A 20,684-nucleotide genomic window follows, 5' to 3' on the forward strand; every position below is an offset into this window, starting at 1 on the left:
GACTCATTATGTTCAACCAGGCCCACGCGCACGGCGGCCGGGCGTCCCGGTCGACGGGAGGCCGGCCCGGTTCTCACGCGGATTCGGTGTAGGCGTCCAACCGGGTGAATTGGTCCCGCCGGTACTGCTCGGCACAGGCCGCGCGCCGGATCTTGCCGCTCGTCGTGGTGGGAATCGACCCGGGCGGCACCAGGACGAGGTCCCCGACATTCACGCCGTGCGCGTTGGAGATCGCGGAGGTGACGTCGCGTTTGATGCAGGTGAGCCAGTGCCTAATGTCCTGGGCGTCCTCTTGGGAATGGCCTCGCTTCTTGAGCTCGACGACGGCGACCAGCTCCTCGGTGCTGCTGACCGGAACCGATAACGCGGCGACCCGACCGCCCGTGATCTCTTGGACGGTCGCCTCGATGTCCTCGGGGTAGTGGTTGCGTCCACGGATGATCAGCAGATCCTTGATGCGGCCGACGATGAACAGGTCACCCTCGAAGATGAAACCCAGGTCGCCGGTCTTCAGCCAAGGTCCTTCGGGCGTGCCCGGCGACGGGTCGGCGAGCGTGGCGCCGAAGCAGCGCTGCTCCTCCGGCGGTTTGCCCCAGTAGCCGTCGGCGACATTGGGGCCATGCACCCAGATCTCGCCCACCAGGCCCTGCGCGCATTCGCGGTTGGTGTCGGAGTCGACGATCCGCAGCGTGGGCGATTGCGGCGCTTTGTATTTGACCAGCGCGGTGCCGGTCCCTTCCGCGCATCGCCGCGCGCGGCCGGCGGACAGCTCGTCAATGTCGAATGCAACCGCGCTCGATGACTCATTCCAGGTGCCCGCCGTCACAAAGACGGTCGCCTCGGCCAAACCATACGAGGGACGCATCATATGGTCGCGAAAGTTGAAGTGGGCGAACCGGTCAACGAAACGGTGCAGTGTGGCCGGCTCGACGCGTTCGGCACCGCTGATGATGCCCAGCACCTCGCCGAGGTCGAGCCCGGCCAGGTCGGCGTCGGTTGTCTTGCGGGCGGCCAGATCGAAGGCGAAGTTGGGCGCCGCCGACCAGGCATGAGGATTCTCTGCCAGAGATCGCACCCACCGCGCCGGCCGCTCCAGGAACGAAACCGGACTTGTCAGCTCGCCGCGATAGCCGCCCAGGATCGGCGCGCAAATTCCCAGCACCAAGCCCATGTCGTGGTAGAAGGGCAACCACGACACGATCGTGGTATCCGAGGGTGCTTTGACGTTGGAATCCGCGAAGAAGCTGCGCATCAGCTGCTCGAAATTCACCTGGAGATTGCGATGCGAGACGATGACTCCGGTCGGCGCCCGGGTCGAACCCGAGCTGTACTGCAGATACGCGATGCTGGGCAAGTCGGCTGTCCGAACGCTCGTTCCGCGATCCGCGTCGAGGTTGATGGAATCCATTTCGATGATTTTGGGAATGGTGTCCAGGCGCGCTTCGTCGACGTATTTGACGATGTCTTCCGCCACCGCGGACGTCGTGAGAACCACCGAGGGCGCCGTATCGGAAAGGACCGCGCTCACCCGCTCATGGCTCGAGCCCCTGTGCGGCAAGAGCAGCGGGACGGCGATCAGCCCGGCCTGCATGGATCCCAGGAATGCCTCGACGTAGTCGAGGGATTGGGGAGCCAGGATCACCGCCCTGTCTCCGACCGACCCGTGCAGGCTGAGCTCGCGTGCCGCATTGAGCGTTCGGCGGGACAGCTGCGACCACGTCAGGCTCTGGGGAACTCCGGCCCAATCGTCGGCGTAATCGGTAAACGTGTACGCCACATCGTGGGGGCGCAGGCTGGCGCGTCCGTGCAACATCGACAGGATCGTTGATTGAGACATGGGGGTTACATCACGTCCGTACTAGTTCGTCGACTCCGATGGAGTCAGTGATCGGCCTGTAATGCGCTGTGCGACAACACGGACATGGCTCCGGCGAGGATCTGCGAGAACGGGTCCGCGCCGCCGCCGAACGTCGCCTGGTTGGCCGGCGCGGTGACCTCCGCCGGATCGAAGCCGTGCACCGGGTCCACCTGAACCGGAGCGGTCGACGGGTCGTCGTTTCGCGAATAGCCCGCGTTCACCCTGGGGATGAGGATCGCGTCGAGTTTGTTCAGCGTGTCCTCCGGGATCCCGATGTATTTCAGCGGCATGACCAGCGGCAGGTGCTTCTCCGGCACCATGATCGTGGTGTCTTTAGCGCCCCGGGAGTTGATCGTCGTCCTGATGTTCTGCGGTGGCACCATGCTCCGGTTCGTGAAGGCCACCGCGGTGTGGCCGGTGGCCAGGCCCATCAGCGTGTTGGCGAAGGCGAACAGGTTGTCCGGCCGGTCGGGGAAGTCCGCGATCGAGTCGTACGCGGCCACGAACCTGTTGGTGTCGTACTGGCTCTCGTAGGGCGGCGGCATGGTGTAGTCGAGCGCGGGAACGGTGCTGCCGACCGGGAACACGGCGGTCAGGAAACTCTGGCCGAAGGCGTGATGTCCGATCGGGTCGCCGAACGTGGCGAAGTTCAGCGTGTCCGGCGGGGGAGCGGTCGGGTCAGTCGCCAGCCGCGCCTGCGCGCCGTCGACCACGAACCCGCCCTCGGACAGGCCGATCGCCGTCCCCGGGCGACCGCTTTTGATCGCGGCGACAAGGTTGTCCACTCCCGCGTCGACCGACTCGCCGACGCTGGGGCCGTCCAGACCCAGACCCGGGATGATCTCGTCGCCGGCCTTGCCGATTCCCGGGAAGAGCCGCCCGAGCACGTGGCCCTGCACCTGCCCCGCCGGGTAGTCGACGATCTTGCGCTGCTGGCCGGGGAACCATTGGGCGCCTTCCTGGCGGATGTACTCGTCGTAAGGGATGCCGAGAACGTGGGCGCCGCCGAGGGCGTACGCCGTCTGGTCGCCCGGCGCCCCCGGCGTCGGCGGTCCGCCGATGGGCGTGTCGTCGGCCGACGCCGCCCCGACGCCGAAATACACTGTGGCGCCGACAGTTACCAGCGCGGTAGCCCTTGCGAGTGTTTTGTTCATCCCTGCCCCCGACCGCTCTGCTTGTCTAGTTTCACATACATCACGTGCGCCTGCTAACCGATTTGGGGCTCCGCGCGCGCGACCGCCGATCGCCGCGCCGGCACCCGCGACGGCCACCAGTTCGCCCGCCCGAACAGCGCCGCGATGGCCGGCACCGTGATGGTGCGCACCAGGAAGGTGTCCAGCAAAATTCCCACCCCGATCACGAAACCGCCCTGCACCACGGTGCCGATGCTGGAGAACAACAGACCGGCCATCGAGGCCGCGAAGATCAGACCCGCCGCGGTGATCACGCCGCCCGTCGAACTCAGAGTGCGGATGATGCCGTAACGCACGCTGTTCGGGGACTCGTCACGCATTCGCGAGACGAGCAGCATGTTGTAGTCCGCGCCGACGGCGACGAGCACCACGAATGCCAGTGGGGGCACGCTCCAATGCAAGTGCTGGCCCAGCACGAACTGGAAGAACACCACGCCGATGCCCACGGCCGACAGATACGAAACGACCACGGACGCAACCAGATAGAGCGGCGCGACGATCGCGCGTAGCAGCGCGATCAGGGTCAGGAGCACGACGAGCAGGGTCACGGCGATGATGAAGCGGATGTCGTGCTGGTAGTAGTCGCGGGTGTCCTTCAGCCCGACGGTGTATCCCGCCATCGAAACCTTGGCGTCCGACAGGGTGGTGTTGGGTTGGGCTCCCCGAGCGGTCGCGGTGATCGCGTTGACCTGATCCATGGCCTCGGTGCTGAACGGGTTGAGCTTGGTCTGAACCAAATACCGCACCGAGTGGCCGTCCGGCGAGATGAAGACCTTGGCGGCCTCCTGGAACTCCTTGAGATGCAGCAGTTGGGACGGGATATTGAACCCGGCCATCGCCGGTTGTGCCGCGTCGTGTTTGAGCGACAGCAAAAACGCGGCTGACTCACTGAGCCCGGCACCCAGCTTCTTGACCTGTTCGACGAGTTGGGCCACCGCGTCGGCCACCTGCCGGCTCCCGCCCGCGAACCGGTCGGCGCCGTTTTGCAGGGTGTTGAGGTTCGACTGCAGGCCGCCGGGCTGGTCCATCCCCATGGTGCGCAGCACGTTGGTGAGCTTGCCGACCGCACTCCGCAGGCGGTCCGTCGACGCCTTCAGGGTCTGTTTGTCCGGATAAGCCTGCAGTTGGTGGGACAGGTCGTTGATCGCGTCGAGGTCCGCCTGGTCACGCGAGCCGACCAGCTGCTCAAACGTCCCGCGGGTGGCGCTGCACGACGGATCGGCGTCGCAGACGGGGTTGCCCTGCAGCGCCGCCAGCACCGGGCCGATCCAGGCGAACATGTTCTTGGCGGCCGAGAAGTTCCAGCCCATGGCATTGGTCAACGAGTTGACGTGGTCGACGAGCTGGGCCGCGATGTCGACCTCTTTGACCAGCGTGTCGCCGCTGTATTGGTTCTTCGTCGAGGAAAACGCGTTTTCCAGTTCCTGCACGCTGGCGGCGAGCTGGCTGACCTGGCCGCGGACGTCGCCGAGGCTGTCGGCCAGCGTGCCGGCGCCTTCGACCAGCCGGTTGAGGTCGTTTGTGTGCTCGTTGATCAGGGTGGACCCGCCCGCCAGAAAGCTGCCGATGGCGCCCGCCTGATAGGTGGCTCGGAATTGTTCCGGCACGTTTCCGGTCGGGCGGGTGATGCCGCTGATCGCGGCGATATTCGGCAGTTGGCTGACGCGGTCTGCCATCTGTTCCAGGTCGGCGAGGGCCTGCGGCGTGCGAAGGTCATGCGGCGATTGGACGAGGATGTACTCCGGAATCGATTGGTTCACGGGGAAGTGACGATCCAGCGCGGCATACCCGATGGAGCTCGGGGCCGAAGGCCGCAGGGCTTTGCGGTCGTCGTAGTTGTAGCGCACCAGGCCTGCGCAACTGGCCAGGATGATCAGCACCAACACGCTGGCAACCAGGTGGGCCTTCGGCCGGCGCACGATGCGGATGCCCGAACGCCGCCAGAACCGGGCGGTCAGTTCGCGCCGCGGCTTGACCCAGCCGCGCGGCCCGGCGAGCACCAGGATCGCCGGCAGCAGCGTCATCGCTGCGAGGAATGCCACGCCGATCCCGATCGCCGACGACACGCCCACCGTTTCGAACACGCCCATCCGGGCGAAGCTGATCAGCAGGAAGGTGAGTCCCACGGTGGTGGCGGATGCGGTGATCACTTTCCCGATCGAGATCATCGCCCTCTTGACCGCCTGGTCGTAATCCGCGCCGGTCCGCAGATAGTCGTGATAGCGGCTGGTGAGAAAGACCGCGTAATCCGTTCCAGCGCCGGCCATGATCGCGCTGAGAAACACGATGGACTGGTTCGAGACACCCGAGCCGGTCAGCTGGGAGTAGCCCGCCACCAGCGCCTGGGCGATCACCAGCGACAGCCCGATCGTGATCAACGGCAGCAGCATGGTGACCGCGCTGCGGTACACCACCAGCAGAACGATCAGCACCAGCACGGAGATCGCCAGCTCGATCGGCAGCCGATCCCGATTGCCCGCCACCGTGAGGTCGGCGACGGTAGCCGCGGGGCCGGTGATGTTCGCGGTGAGGTGCGCCCCGGTCGGGGCCTGCTCCAAGGAGCGTTTGACGATGTCGCCGATCCGGTTGAAGGCCGCGTAGGACTGCGGAGTGCCCAACTCGCCCGCGACGCCGACCGGCAGCACCCACGCCTTGTGATCCTGGCTGGTCACGACCGAACGCAGGGGCGGCGTGCTGACGAAATCCTGCAGCATCACGACGTCGCGCGGGTCCGCGCGCAAAGCGTCGACCAGCTTGCGGTACCCGGCCTCGTCGGCGGGGCCGAGCCCTTTGTCGTCGGTCAGGACCACCAACAGGAGGTCTTCCGAGGCCGACTCGTGAAACGCCTCGGTCATCTTCCGCGCGGTGACGCTCGACGGCGCATCGCTGGGCAGGATCGCCAGCGGATGCTTCTGGGCCATTTCGTTGAGGGAGGGGAGGGTCAGCGGCAGGGCGACCGCAATCGCGACCCACAGCCCGATCACCGCCCAGGGCCACCGCACCACAAAATCGGCTAGCCGACGCATATTGGCCTCACCTCAAACCACAATTTCGCACTCGGAACTAGGCAACCCGTCCCCAATGCCCGCTGTCGGCGACCCGCGCGCATACCGACTTCATTGCTTCCATGTAGCGGGTGACCGATTTCTGGGCGACCGGATTGTCGGGGTACATGATCGCCATCGCGGTGCCCTCCCCGTACCGGAACACATAGATGGTCAGTTGATACGAAAAGCGGCCGTCGGAATAGATTCCCAAATTGTTCGCATAACCCAGGTCGGCCGCGGCGAGGACGGCGTTGAGCGGTGCGGCCCCGCCATGCAAGAAGTTCGAGACCGGAAAATTCGGCTCCGGCCAGTTCAGCCACGGCGCCAATTCCAGCACGCGGTAATACGGCACCCTCGCCAGGTCCAGACCCGAATCGAAAGAGGCCTGCGCCGCCCACGCGGCATCGGCGAACGAGGCCGCGGCGATCGGCACGGTGATCGGGACCAGGCCGGTGAACCAACCCTGCGTCATGAAGTTATCCGTGGTCCGGCGGGTGTCCCTGGGGGTCAGGCCGTAGTACGTGAGGGCCCCCGTGAACTCGTGCTCTACCAGGGCAAAGCAGGCGAACAGGCCGCCGATGAAGCGCGCGCCGACCGCCGTGCAGGCCGATTCAAAGCGCTCGGTCTGTCCCGGGTCCATCAGGAATTCGGAGAGCAACTCGCTGTTGCTCGGCTCCGTCGGATCACCCAGCGGGAGCGGAAATTCGGGAAAGCCGCCGTTGTTGTTCTCGGCGAAGTCGATCCAGGCGCGCACCTGCGGCGAATCCAGGGTCAACGCCGACGTGTACTGGCGCTCGCGCGAGCAGAAATCGTTGAAGCTGCCGGCCTCGGGAAGCGCAAGGGGTTCACCGCCGCCGCTCAACGCCGCATACATCCCGTTGGCCTCGAGCATCGTGGTGCCAATCAACGTGGCGTCGCCGTGGACATGGTCCATGGCGACAAAGAAAGTAAAGTGACCGTCGTTTCGGACGATTCCGAAGGTGAAGCAGCCCCACTCCAGCGGATTGGGAATGGCCACGAGATGGGCGCGTATTTCTTCAACCGTCATCGGGCCGTGATCGATCGGCGTGAATTCGATATCGGCGGGGTCGGTGAGGGTGTGCCTGACGAACTGTCCATCCTCGGTGGGTTCGAACCAGCTGCGGAACGTGTCATGGCGGCGCAGGTAGGCGTTGAGCGCCTGATCCATGGCCGAAATGTCGCACTGGCCGGGAACTTCGCAGGTCGCGATGATCTGCCGCGAGAAGTCGAGTCCGGCGGCGGTCCTTTCGTGATAGTTGCGCAGATGCTGGCCCTGCATGTAGCTGACCGGCACCGAACTGACCGGCGCTTGGCGGGCCTTCTCCAGGGCCGCGGCGGTCGGATGCCAGGAGATGACCTGTCCCGCGGTTGGCGTCCAATCCCCGAGTGAGCCGATCCTGATTTTCCCGATGCGCAATCTGTTCTCCCCAGTTTCACGGCGGCACTTCGGGCCCCGCCGGTAGCGAGACCCAAGATAGCCCCTCGCGCAGCGACCGTCCCCCACATGCGCAGATCCGGGCGCAACAGCTCGCCGGCCCGGCCCGCGGCGGTGTGACCGAACGCCTTTTCGGGACCGTCGATCCGGGCGCGGCCGGCCCCCGCCGCGACAACACGTGCGCGTCGCGGCGCCGCGAATCCACCGGTGCTTGTAATACTGGTCTGCGGCGGTGATTCGGCTGCGGCAACCCGGCCTGGATGTGTAGATTCGCGATGACGGTCGCTGTAAGGCAGTACCCGGGGGGGTTCTGCCAGCTCTGGTCCTGGGTGTGTGCAGTGAGCGGCCTAGGACGTGGTTCGAAGAAACCACGGCTCCGGCGCCGCGAGGGCCCGCGGGCATCAAATTTTCCGGTCGAAACGGGGAGGACAACCGCATGAAATCCGTCGAAGACCCGATGGAGCGGGCGTTGGCTTCCTCGGGTTTCGCGATCGTCGGTTACGCGGCGCGTTTTCCGGGTGCGGCGGATGCGGACGAATTCTGGCGGGTGCTGGCCGAAGGCCGGGATGCGATATCGGACGTGCCCCAGGACCGGTGGGATGCCGACGAATTCTTCGATCCGGATCCCGATGTGCCCGGGAAGGTCGTGACCCGTCGGGCGGGCTTCGTCGATGACGTCACGGGATTCGACGCGCCGTTCTTCGGCATGTCGGCGCGCGAGGTCAGGTTGATGGACCCGCAGCATCGGCTGCTGCTGGAGACGGCGTGGCGGGCGGTTGAGCATTCGGGCACCGCGCCAACGGCTTTGGCGAACTCCAACACCGGCGTGTTCGTCGGTTTGGCCACCCATGACTACCTTGGGATGGCTTCCGGCGAGCTGGCTTACCCCGAGATCGAAGCCTATATGGCAATCGGGACGTCGAACGCCGCGGCAGCGGGCCGGATCAGCTATCGGATGGGGCTGCAGGGCCCCTCGGTCGCCGTCGACACGGCCTGCAGTTCGTCGTTGGTGGCGATCCATCAGGCGTGCCAGGCGCTGCGCTTGGGGGAATGCGATCTCGCGCTGGCCGGCGGCGCGAACGTCATGCTCACCCCGGCGACCATGATCACCTTCTCCCACGCGCACATGCTCGCGCCCGACGGCAGGTGCAAGACCTTCGACGCGGCCGCCGACGGCTACGTGCGCGGCGAGGGTTGCGGTGTCATCGTCGTCAAGCGGCTCGAGGACGCGATCCGCGACGGTGACCGCATCAGGGCCGTGATTCGGGGCAGCGCGATCAACCAGGACGGCGCGTCGGGTGGCCTGACCGTGCCGAACGGCATTGCGCAGCAAAGGGTTATTGCCGAGGCGCTGAAGCGCGCCGGCATCGCCCCGGGCGACGTCGGCTACCTGGAGGCGCACGGGACGGGGACGTCGCTGGGCGATCCGATCGAGGCGCAGGCCGCGGGCGCGGTGTTCGGCGAGGGACGCGACCCCAGCCGGCCGCTGTTGATCGGTTCGGTCAAAACGAATATCGGCCATCTGGAGGCCGCCGCGGGGATCGCGGGCGTGATCAAGGTCATCCTGTCGCTCGAGCACGAGTTGCTGCCGCAGCACCTGCACTTTCGCACTCCGTCGCCGCACATTCCGTGGGAACGGCTTGCGGTGCAGGTCGTGCAGGAGGCCACCGCCTGGGAGCGCGACGGCCGGCCCCGCATCGCGGGAGTCAGCTCGTTCGGCTTCGCCGGGACCAACGCGCACGTCGTCATCGAAGAGGCTCCGGTGGCGCCCGCTGACGTCACGGCGACGCCGGTTCCGGGCGATCGGCGGTTCAGCGTGCTTGCGCTCTCGGCGCGCACGCCCGCCGCGCTGGTACAGACCGCCGATCAATACCGCACCTGGTTGAGCGCGCACCCGGAAGCCTCGCTGACCGACGTGTGCTTCACCGCCGGGGTGGGTCGCGCGCACTTCGAGCACCGGGCCGCGTTGGTGGTCGACTCGAAGGAATCCGCCACCGAGCTGCTCGGTGCGCTCGCGGACGACCGCCCCGCACCCGGCCTGCTGCGCGGGATATCCGACGACACGCCGAAGACCGCGTGGCTGTTCACCGGCCAAGGCAGCCAGTACCCGGGCATGGCCCGCGAGCTGTTCGACACCGAGCCGGTGTTCGCCGAGACGCTGACCCGCTGCGCGGCGGTGGTCGCCGACGTCCTCGAAAAACCGTTGCTGGACGTGATTTTCGATGTGGATGGCCCCGACAGCGAAGAGACGCTGCGGCAGACCTCCTACGCGCAGCCGGCCTTGTTCGCGGTCGAGATGGGCCTGGCCCGCCTCTGGCAGTCGTGGGGCTTCGAACCCGATGTGGTGCTGGGCCACAGCGTGGGCCAGTACGCGGCGGCCTGCGTCGCGGGCGTGTTCAGCCTCGAGGACGGAATGCTGCTGATGGCCGAGCGCGGCCGCCTGTTCGGCAGTCTGCCCGCGGGCGGTCGCATGGTCGCGGTGTTCGCCGCCGCCGAGCGGGTGGAGGGCCTCACCGACGAGTTCCCCAGCCTGTCGGTGGCCGCCTACAACGGCGCCAACACCGTGCTTTCTGGACCCGCGCAAGATCTGGACCAGGCGGTGGCCGGGCTGACGGCCGACGGGGTCCGCTGCGACTGGCTGGACACCAGCCACGCCTTCCACTCGGCGCTGCTGGATCCGATCCTCGACGACTTCGAGGCGTACGCGAACCGGTTCGATTTCGGCCCGCCGCAACGGATGTTGGTGTGCAACCGCACCGGCGCCGCTCTCGGCCGGAGCGTGAAACTCGATGGCGCCTATTGGCGTCGTCACGCGCGCCAACCGGTGGAATTCGCCAAGAGCGTGCGCACCCTCGCCGAGCTGAATTGCAAGGTGTTGCTGGAGATCGGCCCGCAGCCGGTGCTCACCGCCGCGGCCCTGCGGGCGTGGCCCGACCCGGGCACGGCGCCGCGGGCGATCGCCTCGTTGCGCCGAAACGCCGCGGACCACCGCCAGATCGGCGAAGCCCTCGCGGGCGCGTACGTCCTGGGACACCTACCCGACTTCGGCGCCGTCATCGGGCCGGCGCGCAAGGTCGACCTGCCGCCGTACCCGTTCCAGCATCGCGAGTACTGGTATCGCGACAACCGGGAGCGTCCCAACCAACAACAGAACACCGCCGCGAGCACCGAAACCATCCGGCTGCTCGAGGACGGCCGGATCGAGGAACTCGCCGCGCTGCTCGACGGTGCGAACGGCGACCGGCAGACGGTGAATGTGCTGACAAAGCTTGCCGCACAACACAACCAGCAGCGGGACACCCGGTCCATCGCGGACGACCGCTACGAGATCCGCTGGGAGACGTTAGCCGCCGAGGTCGCACGGGCCTCGGACGCGGAAGGCGGCGCGCGATCGGCGTGGCTGCTCATCTGCAACGATGCCGAGGCGGTTCGCCCGTTGGTCGACGTGCTGACCGCGCGTGGGCATCAGCACCGGATTCTCGGGTTGCCGGTGTCCGACGCCGACGAGGAACAGCTCGAGGCCGCGTTGCGCGCCGCCGAGGCGGACGAATCGACGCTGCGCATCCTGCACGTCGCGGCGCTGGACTCCGACACCGCGCCGTCTGCGCGGTCGCTGTTGCGGATGCAACACCGAATCCTGGCCGGGACACGGCGGCTCTTCCGCGCCGCGGTTTCCGCCGAACTGCGCACGCCCATCTGGGTGGTGACCCGCGGCGGCCAACGAGTCACCGACGCGGACACCGTGTCGCCGGATCAGAGCTGCCTATGGGGATTCGGTCGGGCCGCCGCGCTGGAGCACCCGCAGGTGTGGGGCGGGCTCGCGGACTTGCCGCTTGGCGGGGAAAACGAGGCCGACGAGTGGTCGCGGCTGATCGACCGGCTGACGGCGGCACCGCGCGACGCGGCCCTCCGGGAAGACCAAGTCGCGCTGCGTGACCGCGCGGTCTACGTTCCCCGCCTGGTTCGGCGGGCGGGCCGGCCGGCCGCCGCACCGCTGGCGCTGCGCGACGACGCAACCTATCTGGTGACCGGCGGACTCGGTTCGGTCGGACTGGAAATCGCCGGATATCTGGCCGCGCACGGCGCCCGGCACCTGGTGCTGACCGGCCGGCGCGCGCCCAGCGAGGCCGCCCAACACCGCGTCGACGCCATCGGCGAACAGCACGGCTGCGAAGTCCGGGTCATCGCGGCCGACGTCGCCGACGCGCACGACGTCGCGCGCCTGTTGGCCACCGTGCAGGCCGAGCTACCGCCGGTGGCGGGCATCGTGCACGCCGCGGGCGAGATCGGCACCACCCCGCTGCGCACCCTGGACGACGCCGAGGTCGATCGGGTGTTCGCCGGGAAGGTTTGGGGCGCTTGGAATTTGAGCGAGGCCGCCCTGGACACCTTCGGCATGCAGCTGGACTTCTTCGTGAGCACCTCCTCGATCGCCTCGGTGTGGGGCGGGTTCGGTCAGACCGCCTATGGCGCGGCCAACGCCTTCCTCGACGGGCAGGCCTGGCGACTGCGCGAGCACGGCGTCCCCGCGATCAGCGTCAACTTCGGGCCGTGGTCGGCGGGCATGGCCGACGCCGAGGCCCGTGCCCAACTGGATCGGCGCGGGGTCCGCACGCTGGCGCCCTCGGACGCGCTGGCGGGGATGGCCGAGCTCATGGCGGCTTCCTCCGCGCAGGGCGCAGCCAACGGGGTGGTGGCCCGGGTCGACTGGGCCCGCTTCCTGCCGCTCTACCAGCAGGCGGGACGGCGTTCATTGCTCGCCGAGCTGGAGCGCGAGGTGCCGGATTCCGTTGCCGCGCCGCTCTTGTCCCGGCCGTCCGGGCCGACTCGACTGGTCGAGCAGCTCACCAACGCGCCGGCGCAACAGCGCAAGAAGCTTCTCGTCGACTACCTGCGTGAGGCGGTGGCGGAGGTGACGCGGGTCGACGCGTCGGAGATCCGCGAAGACGCCGGATTCTTCGATCTCGGCATGGATTCGCTGATGGCCATCGAATTGCGGCAGCGTCTCGAGCACGGAGTGGGCAAGGAGATACCGGCGACCCTGGCGATGGACCACCCACGCCTGGTGGACGTGGCGGACTATCTGCTCGCCGACGTGCTCGGGATCGGCGAGCAGACGGAGAGCAAGCCCCGGCCGGCGGCGGCGGTGACGACGCGCACGGACGAGCCGATCGCGATCGTCGCGGTGGCGTGCCATTTCCCCGGCGCGCAGAATCCCGAAGCGTTCTGGGAGCTGTTGTCCGGCGGTGTCGATGCGATCCGGGAAATTCCGGAGGACCGATTCGACATCGACGAGTTCTACGACCCCGACCCGGAGACCCCGGGGAAGATCTACAGCCGCTTCGGCGGATTCCTCGACGAAATCGATGGATTCGATCCGGAATTCTTCGGCATTTCCCCGCGCGAGGCCGTGTGGATCGATCCGCAGCAGCGGCTGATGCTGGAAACGGTCTGGGAGGGCCTCGAACGGGCGGGGTACGCGCCGTCCTCCTTGCGCGGCAGCCGAAGCGGCATCTTCGTTGGCGTGGGCGCCAACGAGTATTCGCATCTGCTGTCCGCGGAGTCGGTCGAGAAGATCGAGCCCCACTTCATCACCGGCAACGCGCTGAACGCCATTTCGGGCCGGGTCGCGTTCGCGCTCGGACTGGAGGGGCCGGCGGTCGCGGTCGACACCGCGTGCAGCTCGTCGCTGGTGGCCGTCCATCAGGCCTGCCAGGCGCTGCACTCCGGTGACTGCGACCTGGCGTTGGCCGGCGGGGTGAACGTGTTGCTGAGCCCGGTGACCATCATCGCCGCGTCACGCGCCCGGATGCTTTCCCCCGTCGGGCGGTGCAAGACCTTCGACGCCTCCGCCGACGGCTATGTGCGCAGCGAAGGCTGCGGGATCCTGGTGCTAAAGAGGCTGAGCGACGCGGTGCGCGACGGCGATCGTGTTTGCGCGGTCATCCCGAGCAGCGCGGTCAATCAGGACGGCGCGTCCAGCGGCTTGACGGTGCCCAATGGTGGTGCGCAGCAACGGCTTATCAGTTCGGCGCTGGCCCGCGCCGGCCTCAGCGGCGGGGACGTCGACTACCTGGAGGCGCATGGGACGGGCACCGCGCTGGGTGATCCGATCGAGGTACAGGCGGCGGGGGCCGTCTTCGGGGCGGCCCGCGACGCCGACCGGCCATTGCTGATGGGATCGGTCAAGACCAACATCGGCCACCTCGAGTCGGCGTCCGGGGTCGCCGGCCTGATCAAGGTCGTGCTGTCGCTGCAGCACGAGATGCTGCCGCAGAGCCTGCACTTCGAGACGCCGTCGCCGCACATCCCATGGGATTCGCTGCCGGTGCGGGTCGTGGACCGGGCAATTCCGTGGCAGGCCAACGGAAAACCGCGACGCGCCGGCGTCAGCTCCTTCGGGTTCACCGGCACCAACGCGCACGTGCTGATCGAGGAGGCGCCACCGCTCTCGGCGACCGCCGACGAATACTCGACAAGCGACGTCTTTCACGACGACACAGGGGCACCGGAGTCGGAGGCCGAGGAGGAGCCGGTCGAGGTGTTGCCGCTGTCCGCGCGGTCACCGGAGGCGCTGGTGGCGTTGGTGCAGCGGTACGGGGAATGGCTCAACGCCCACCCGAAGGTCGACATCGCCGACGTGTGCTTCACGGCCGGGGCCGGGCGTTCGCATTTCGAGCACCGGGCCGCGCTGGTCGTGGACTCGGTCCAGGGCGCCCGCGAGGTGCTGGCCGAGTTGGCCGAGAACCGGATGCGACCCGGAGTGGCGCGAGGCGAGTGCACCGACCGGCCGACGACGGCGTGGTTGTTCACCGGGCAGGGCAGCCAGTACCCGGGGATGGCGCGCGAGTTGTTCGACGCGGAGCCGGTTTTCGCGGAGACGGTGACCCGCTGCGCGGACGCGGTCGACGGGATGCTGCCGCGCCCGCTGCTCGAGGTGCTTTTCGCCACGGACCGGGAAACCGGCGGTGAGGCCGGAAAGATGCTGCGGCACACCTCTTTTGCGCAGCCCGCGCTTTTCGCCGTCGAGATGGGCCTGGCCCGGCTGTGGCAGTCGTGGGGCGTCGAGCCCGACGTGGTGCTGGGGCACAGTGTGGGCCAGTACGCGGCGGCGTGTGTGGCCGGCGTTTTCAGCCTTGAGGACGGGGCCCGGCTGATCGCCGAGCGCGGCCGGCTGTTCGGCAGCCTGCCCGACGGTGGCCGGATGGTGGCGGTGTTCGCCGACGCCAAGTACGTCGAGGAGATCGCCAACGACTTCGCCCGAGTGTCGGTCGCCGCCTACAACGGCCCGAACACGGTGCTCTCCGGACCCGGCGAGGACCTGGAACAGATCTTCGACCGGTGCGGCGGTGACGGGATCCGGTGCAGCTGGCTGGAAACCAGCCACGCGTTCCACTCGGAGCTGCTGGAGCCGGTGCTCGACGAATTCGAGTCGTACGCGGCGCGGTTGGAGTTCGGCGTGCCGACGTTGCCGCTCGTGTGCAACCGCACCGGAGCCGTGCTCACGGCGGAAACCCCGCTGGACGCGCAATATTGGCGGCGGCACTCCCGACAGCCGGTGCAGTTCGCCGAAAGCGTGCGCACCGTCGCGGCGCTGGGCTGCTTGGTGTTGATGGAGATCGGCCCGCAGCCGGTGCTGACCGGGGCCGCGGTGCAGGTTTGGCCGGAACATCTGGCCGCGCCGCGCGCGATCGTCTCGCTGCGCAAGGGCATCGGCGACCGGCGCCAGATCGCCGAAGCGGTGGCCGCGGCCTACGTCAGCGGCCACCGGCCCAGGTTCGCCGCGCTGCACCGTCAACCCCGCCGCAGGCTCGAACTGCCCACCTATCCGTTCCAGCGCCGTCACTTCTGGCCCAAGACCTCCGGGATCGCCGGCCTCGACGGCACGGGCGCCGGCGCGTCCGGAATCCTCGGTAGCGCAAAGGATCTCGCCTCCGGTGACTCGGTCTACACGAGTCGGCTGTCGGTCAAGTCGCAGCCATGGCTTTCCGACCACGTCATCTACGGCACCGTCGTCGTTCCCGGCGCGACGTACGCGGCGATGGCCCTCACCGCCGTCGGGCCGCCGGCGCGGGTACAGGACGTCTTCTTCTATGAGCCGATCATCCTGCCCGAGAAAGCTTCTCGCGAGGTGCAGCTGACCCTGCATCCGCTGGACGCAGGCGGCTGGAGCTTCCGCGTGCACAGCCGCCCCTACGGTGTCAGCGACGCCGAATGGTCGCTGAACGCCGACGGAACCGTCGTCAGCGGTGTCGCCGACGTCGAGGCGGAGCCCGCGGACTCGGCGGAGCCCGCGGCGGAATCCGTCGAGGCGGCGATCGAGCGGATGAGCCGGATGCGTCCGCAGCAGCTGTTCGAGACGTTCGCCGACATGGAGCTGGCCTGGGGGCCCAACTGGTCCGGTTCGCTGAAGTCGCTGTGGCTCGGTGAGGGCGAGGCGATCGGCGATATCAGCGTCGGCGAAGAACTCACCGAACACCTCGGAACCGAGCCGATGCATCCGGTGCTGATGGACCTGTGCACCGGCGTCGCCTTCCCGGCGTTCCCGGCGCTCCTCGCGGCCGAACAGGGCGTGAGCGATCTGTTCCTGCCGCTGCGATACGGCGCGGTGGAGCTGCGGGAGAAGATGCCTCGGCGGTTCTACTGCCGAGCGAAATGGCACACCAGTGGCCTCGACAGCGAAACCCAGGTCTTCGATCTCGACTTCGTCGATCGGGACGGCCGCCGCCTCGGCGGGATTCGCGAGTTCACGGTCAAGCGCGCGCCCCGGGAGGCGCTGTTGCGCGGGCTCGGCGGCGACGCCACCCGGCTGCTGTACACCCTGGGCTGGCACGAGGTGCCGGCCCCGCCGTCGAACGGTGACACCGAGGGCGCCGGAAACGTGACCGGCACCTGGCTGGTCGCCGGCTTCGACGAACTGGCGGCCGAACTGCCGGGCTGCATCGCATTCGACCCGAGCACGGATCCGGAGCCGGTGGGCCAGCTGTTGGCCCAGGCCAAGGAGCGCGGTCTGCCGTTCTCCGGGATCGTCTGGCGCAGCGCGGGTCCGGGCGCGGACGAGTCGGCAGCGCAGTCCGCCGCGCGCCTGGAGGCCCAGATCGCCCAGCTGCTCAGCGTCGTGCACGCCGCGCAGGCCGACGGGGCGGTCAAACTTCCCAACGGGCTGTGGATCATCACCGAACGCGGCGTGGCGACCGAATCCGGCGAGCCGGTCGACCCGGTGCAGGCCGCGCTGTGGGGCCTCGGGCGCACCATCGTCAACGAGGAACCGGCCCTGCGCTGCAGGCTGGTCGATTGCGACGGGTCGGCGCAGGCCGTGCACGCGCTGGCCGGTCTTCTCGGCACACCGATCGAGGAGCCCGAACTCGCCGTGCGGCAGGGCAAGTTCTTGGCGTCTCGGTTGCTGCAATGGTCGCGCAGCGGTCATCTCGCGGTGCCGCGGGCGGCCGATTACGTCCTGGCACCCACCGAACGCGGCGCCATCGACAACCTGCGCCTGACCGAGGCGGAAGTGCTGGCGCCGGACGACGGCTACGTGCAGGTCCGCGTGGAGGCCGCCGGGTTGAACTTCCGGGACGTGCTCAACGTGCTCGGCCTCTACCCGGGCGATCCCGGCCCGATCGGCGGCGACTTCGCCGGCGTCGTCACCCAATTGGGCGGCGGCGTCACCGGACTCGAGGTCGGCCAACGCGTCTTCGGGTTCATGCAGGGCGCGTTCGCCAGCCGGTTCAACGTGCCGGCCCAGCTGCTGGCGCCGATTCCCGACGGCCTGAGCGCGGTTGATGCGGCGACCATTCCCGCCGCGGCGCTGACGGCCCGGCTCGCGTTCGACTGGGCGCAGCTGAAGCCCGGCGACCGTGTGCTCATCCACGCCGCCAGCGGCGGTGTCGGATTGGCCGCCATCCAGATGGCGCAGCAGCACGGCGCGACCGTGTTCGCCACCGCCAGCACCTACAAGCGCGCGACGCTGCGCAAGCTGGGTGTGGAACACGTCTACGACTCGCGCAGCACGGATTTCGCCGACCAGATCCTCGCCGACACCGACGGCGCCGGGGTCGACGTGGTGCTCAACAGCCTGACCAACGAGGGGTTCGTCGAAGCGACCGTGCGGGCCACCGCACAGAATGGCCGGTTCGCCGAAATCGCCAAGCGCGACATCTGGACCCCGGAGCAGATGGCGGCGGCCCGACCCGACATCGCCTACGAGATCGTCGCGCTGGACACGGTCACCTTCCAGGAGCCCGAACGCATCCGCGGCCTGCTGGGCGAGGTGTCCCAGGGGTTGGCCCGCGGCGAGTGGACACCGCTGCCCGCCGAGATCTACCCGCTGACGGAGGCGAAGACGGCGTTTCGCCGCATGCAGCAGGCGCGGCACATCGGCAAGATCGTGCTGCAGATGCCCAAACCGCTTCAGCCGCGCGACGATCGGAGCTACCTGATCACCGGTGGGCTCGGCGCGATCGGATTGCACATGGCGGGTTATCTGGCCCAGCTCGGCGCCGGTGACATCGTGTTGACCAGCCGGCGCCCACCCGACGCGGACGCGCAACGGGCGATCGACGACATCACCGAGCGCTACCGGAGCCGCATCCACGTCTTCGCGGCCGACGTCGGCGAGGAGTCAGGGGTCGAAAGCCTGCTGGAGCGGATCCGGGCGGAGTTGCCGCCGCTGGCGGGGGTGGCGCATCTGGCGGGCGTCCTCGACGACGCGCTGCTGTCCCAGCAGAACCTGGAACGTTTCCGGACGACGTTGGCGCCCAAGGCTTTCGGCGCCCGCTACTTGGACAGGTTGACCAGAGCCGACGACCTCGACTTCTTCATCGTGTCCTCGTCGGTGGCCAGCCTGCTCGGCTCACCGGGGCAGGCCAATTACTCCACCGCCAACGCGCTGCTCGACGGGCTGGTCGCGGATCGAAAGGCGCACGGCCTGCCGGCGACCGGCGTAAACCTCGGTCCCTGGGGCAAGGGGGGTATGGCGTCTTCGGAGGCCGCGCGCGCCAATCTCGGTGCGCAAGGCCTGATTCCGTTGGAACCCGCCACCGCCCTCAACGCCCTCGCCGAGGCCGTCGCCAGCGGGACCGGGCAGGCAACGGTGATCAAGGCCAACTGGCAGCGCGCCGCCAAGTTGCTGGGCAATTCTCGTCCGCCGATTCTCGACCTGGTGTTGCCGAGCGCCGTCACGGAGGCGGCCGGCGACAGCGAATTGCTCCGGCAATTACAGGAAATACCGGTGGCCCAGCGTGCCGGCTTCATCACCGAGTTCCTGCAGCGCGAGGTGCAGGGCTTCCTGAGGCTCGCGCAACCGCCGGCCGCGACCAGCCGGTTCCTGGACCTCGGCACGGACTCACTGATGGCGGTCGAGCTGCGCAACCGGCTGTACAGCCAGTTCGGTGGGGCGTTCACCATCAACGCCACCGCGGTGTTCGACTATCCGACGATCGGGGGGCTCGCCGAGTACCTCGCCGGTCAGCTGCCGGATGCGGAGCCGGAGCCGAGACCGGCCGCGGAGGCGCCCGTGGCGGAATCGCCTGCCGCGGAGCCGAGCCCGGAATCGGCTGCGGCGCCGGAACCGGAGTGATGCCCGGGCGCGTCAGTCGGCGATATCGAATCCGGCGATGACCTTGGTCGGGCGCACCCGCACCACGAGTTCGCCGGGCACGGCGTTGCGGCGGCCGAACTCGTCGGCGCGCTCGGCGCCCATGTAGCGGGCGCCGGTCCGCGTCGCGACGTCCAGCACGTCGTCCGGGTCGTCGCTCACCGAGGCCACGCCCTGCACCTGGACGAACGAGTACGGCGGGTGCGGATCGTCGGCGCAGACCACCACGCGCGAATCCCTGACCAGCGCACGGCCTTTCGAGGTGTCGCGGCCGGTGGTGAACACCAGCTGGCCGTCGTCGACGACAAACCAGACCGGTGCGACCAGCGGCCGCCCGTCGGCGGCGACGTACCCGAGCATCCCGGTGCGGGTGCCGGCGGACAGGAACTCGACGACCCGAGCGGAAAGTTCAGCCATGCGTTAGAGCCGGGCCAGGTCGTAGTCGCCGAGGTGGTCGATCAGGTTGTGCAGGTGATCGTTCGAGGTGCCCAGCGTGTGCTCGATCGCGGTGAGCCGGGCCGCGTAGTGGCTGACGGGGTATTCCGCGGTCACGCCGATTCCGCCGTGCATCTGGATCGACTCCTGCGCGATGTGTCGCCCCGACCGGCCGATCTGCACCTTGGCGCGCGACGCGATCAGCGGGTCGAGGGTGCCGTCGGCGATCGACATCGCCGCATAGAAGCTCATGCTGCGCGCCACTTCCAGCGACACGTACATGTCGGCGGCCCGCTGGGTGAGCGCCTGGAACTTGTTCAGCGTGACGCCGAACTGCTTGCGCGTCTTGAGGTAGTCGGTGGTCAGGCGCAGCGCTTCCTCCATTGCGCCGACGGCTTCGGAGCACAACGCCGACTGGATGCGGATGATGGCGTCGCGAATGGCGAGCGAGGCGTCCCCGCCTTCGCCAAGCGGTTCGGCGGCGACGCCGTCGAGATCGACCTGCGCGCCGCGCTGCCCGTCGAAGGTCCGGTAGGACTGCCGGGAAGTTGCCCCGGCGTCGACCAGGAACAGGCCGGTGCCGCCGTCGGGTAATGCGGCGCTGACCACCAACGCGTCGGCGCAGTCACCGGCGAGCACCGGGTTCTTGCGTCCGCTCAATGTCCATGAATCACCTTGCCGCACAGCGGCAGTGGTGGCCGTGGGGGTCGGGGTGCGGTGACCCGGCTCCAGGTGGGCGAAGGCCAGCAGGCGTTGGCCGGCCGCGACCTCGTCGAGCTGTTGCTTCTGGGCGTCGCTGCCCAGCTCGGCGATCAGCGCGCCCGGTGCGAGAGCGGCGTGCAGGATGGGTTCGGGGGCCAACCGGCGCCCGACCTCGGTGAGCACCACCATGATCTCGATCTGGCCGGCCTCCTCCGGCTCGAACCCAAGGCCAAGGATCCCGGTGTCGGCGAGCTGACTCCAGACATCCCGGCTCCAGCCGAGGTCGGATCCGATGACCTTGTTGCGGCTCTCCGGGTCGTAGGTGCGGGACAGCAGGTCGCGGGTGGTGTCGCGAAGCAGGGCCTGCTCGTCGGTCAACTGAAAGTCCATTGCTGCC

The 20,684-nt window shown here is 68.3% G+C and carries 7 protein-coding genes; 1 reads left to right on the top strand and 6 read right to left on the bottom strand.

Features of this window, described 5'->3' with window-relative positions; translation table 11 throughout:
* Positions 1-73 precede the first annotated feature (73 nt).
* The 4 genes from A5655_RS08310 to A5655_RS08325 are packed head-to-tail and all read right to left on the bottom strand — an operon-like array spanning position 74 to position 7,536.
* Complete coding sequence (locus tag A5655_RS08310) at positions 74-1,837, bottom strand: AMP-binding protein (RefSeq protein WP_067008045.1); 1,764 nt, start codon at positions 1,835-1,837, stop codon at positions 74-76.
* Between the two features lie 44 nt (positions 1,838-1,881).
* Positions 1,882-3,012: an acyltransferase PE gene (gene pe / locus A5655_RS08315; protein ID WP_067008047.1), complete on the bottom strand. Its 1,131-nt coding sequence runs from the start codon at positions 3,010-3,012 to the stop codon at positions 1,882-1,884.
* 53 nt (positions 3,013-3,065) lie between these two features.
* On the bottom strand, positions 3,066-6,077 hold the full coding sequence (locus A5655_RS08320; RefSeq protein WP_067008050.1) for an RND family transporter: 3,012 nt from the start codon (positions 6,075-6,077) through the stop codon (positions 3,066-3,068).
* A gap of 37 nt (positions 6,078-6,114) precedes the next feature.
* A complete protein-coding gene (locus A5655_RS08325; protein WP_067008053.1) occupies positions 6,115-7,536 on the bottom strand; it encodes a condensation domain-containing protein in 1,422 nt (473 codons plus the stop codon).
* 454 nt (positions 7,537-7,990) lie between these two features.
* On the opposite strand from A5655_RS08325, the gene A5655_RS08330 reads away from it, so the two are divergent.
* Positions 7,991-19,132 carry a type I polyketide synthase gene (locus A5655_RS08330; RefSeq protein WP_067008056.1) on the top strand — a complete coding sequence of 3,714 codons (11,142 nt, stop codon included), beginning with the start codon at positions 7,991-7,993 and terminating at the stop codon, positions 19,130-19,132.
* Between the two features lie 12 nt (positions 19,133-19,144).
* Here A5655_RS08330 and A5655_RS08335 read toward each other — a convergent pair whose 3' ends face one another.
* Together A5655_RS08335 and A5655_RS08340 are read right to left on the bottom strand one after the other, a co-directional pair.
* Entirely contained in the window at positions 19,145-19,567 is a 423-nt protein-coding gene (locus tag A5655_RS08335) for a PPOX class F420-dependent oxidoreductase (protein ID WP_067008059.1), read from the bottom strand.
* A gap of 3 nt (positions 19,568-19,570) precedes the next feature.
* Entirely contained in the window at positions 19,571-20,677 is a 1,107-nt protein-coding gene (locus A5655_RS08340; RefSeq protein ID WP_067008060.1) for an acyl-CoA dehydrogenase family protein, read from the bottom strand.
* Positions 20,678-20,684: the final 7 nt, after the last annotated feature.

The organism is Mycobacterium sp. 1081908.1 (genome assembly GCF_001673535.1).
Lineage (GTDB): Bacteria > Actinomycetota > Actinomycetes > Mycobacteriales > Mycobacteriaceae > Mycobacterium.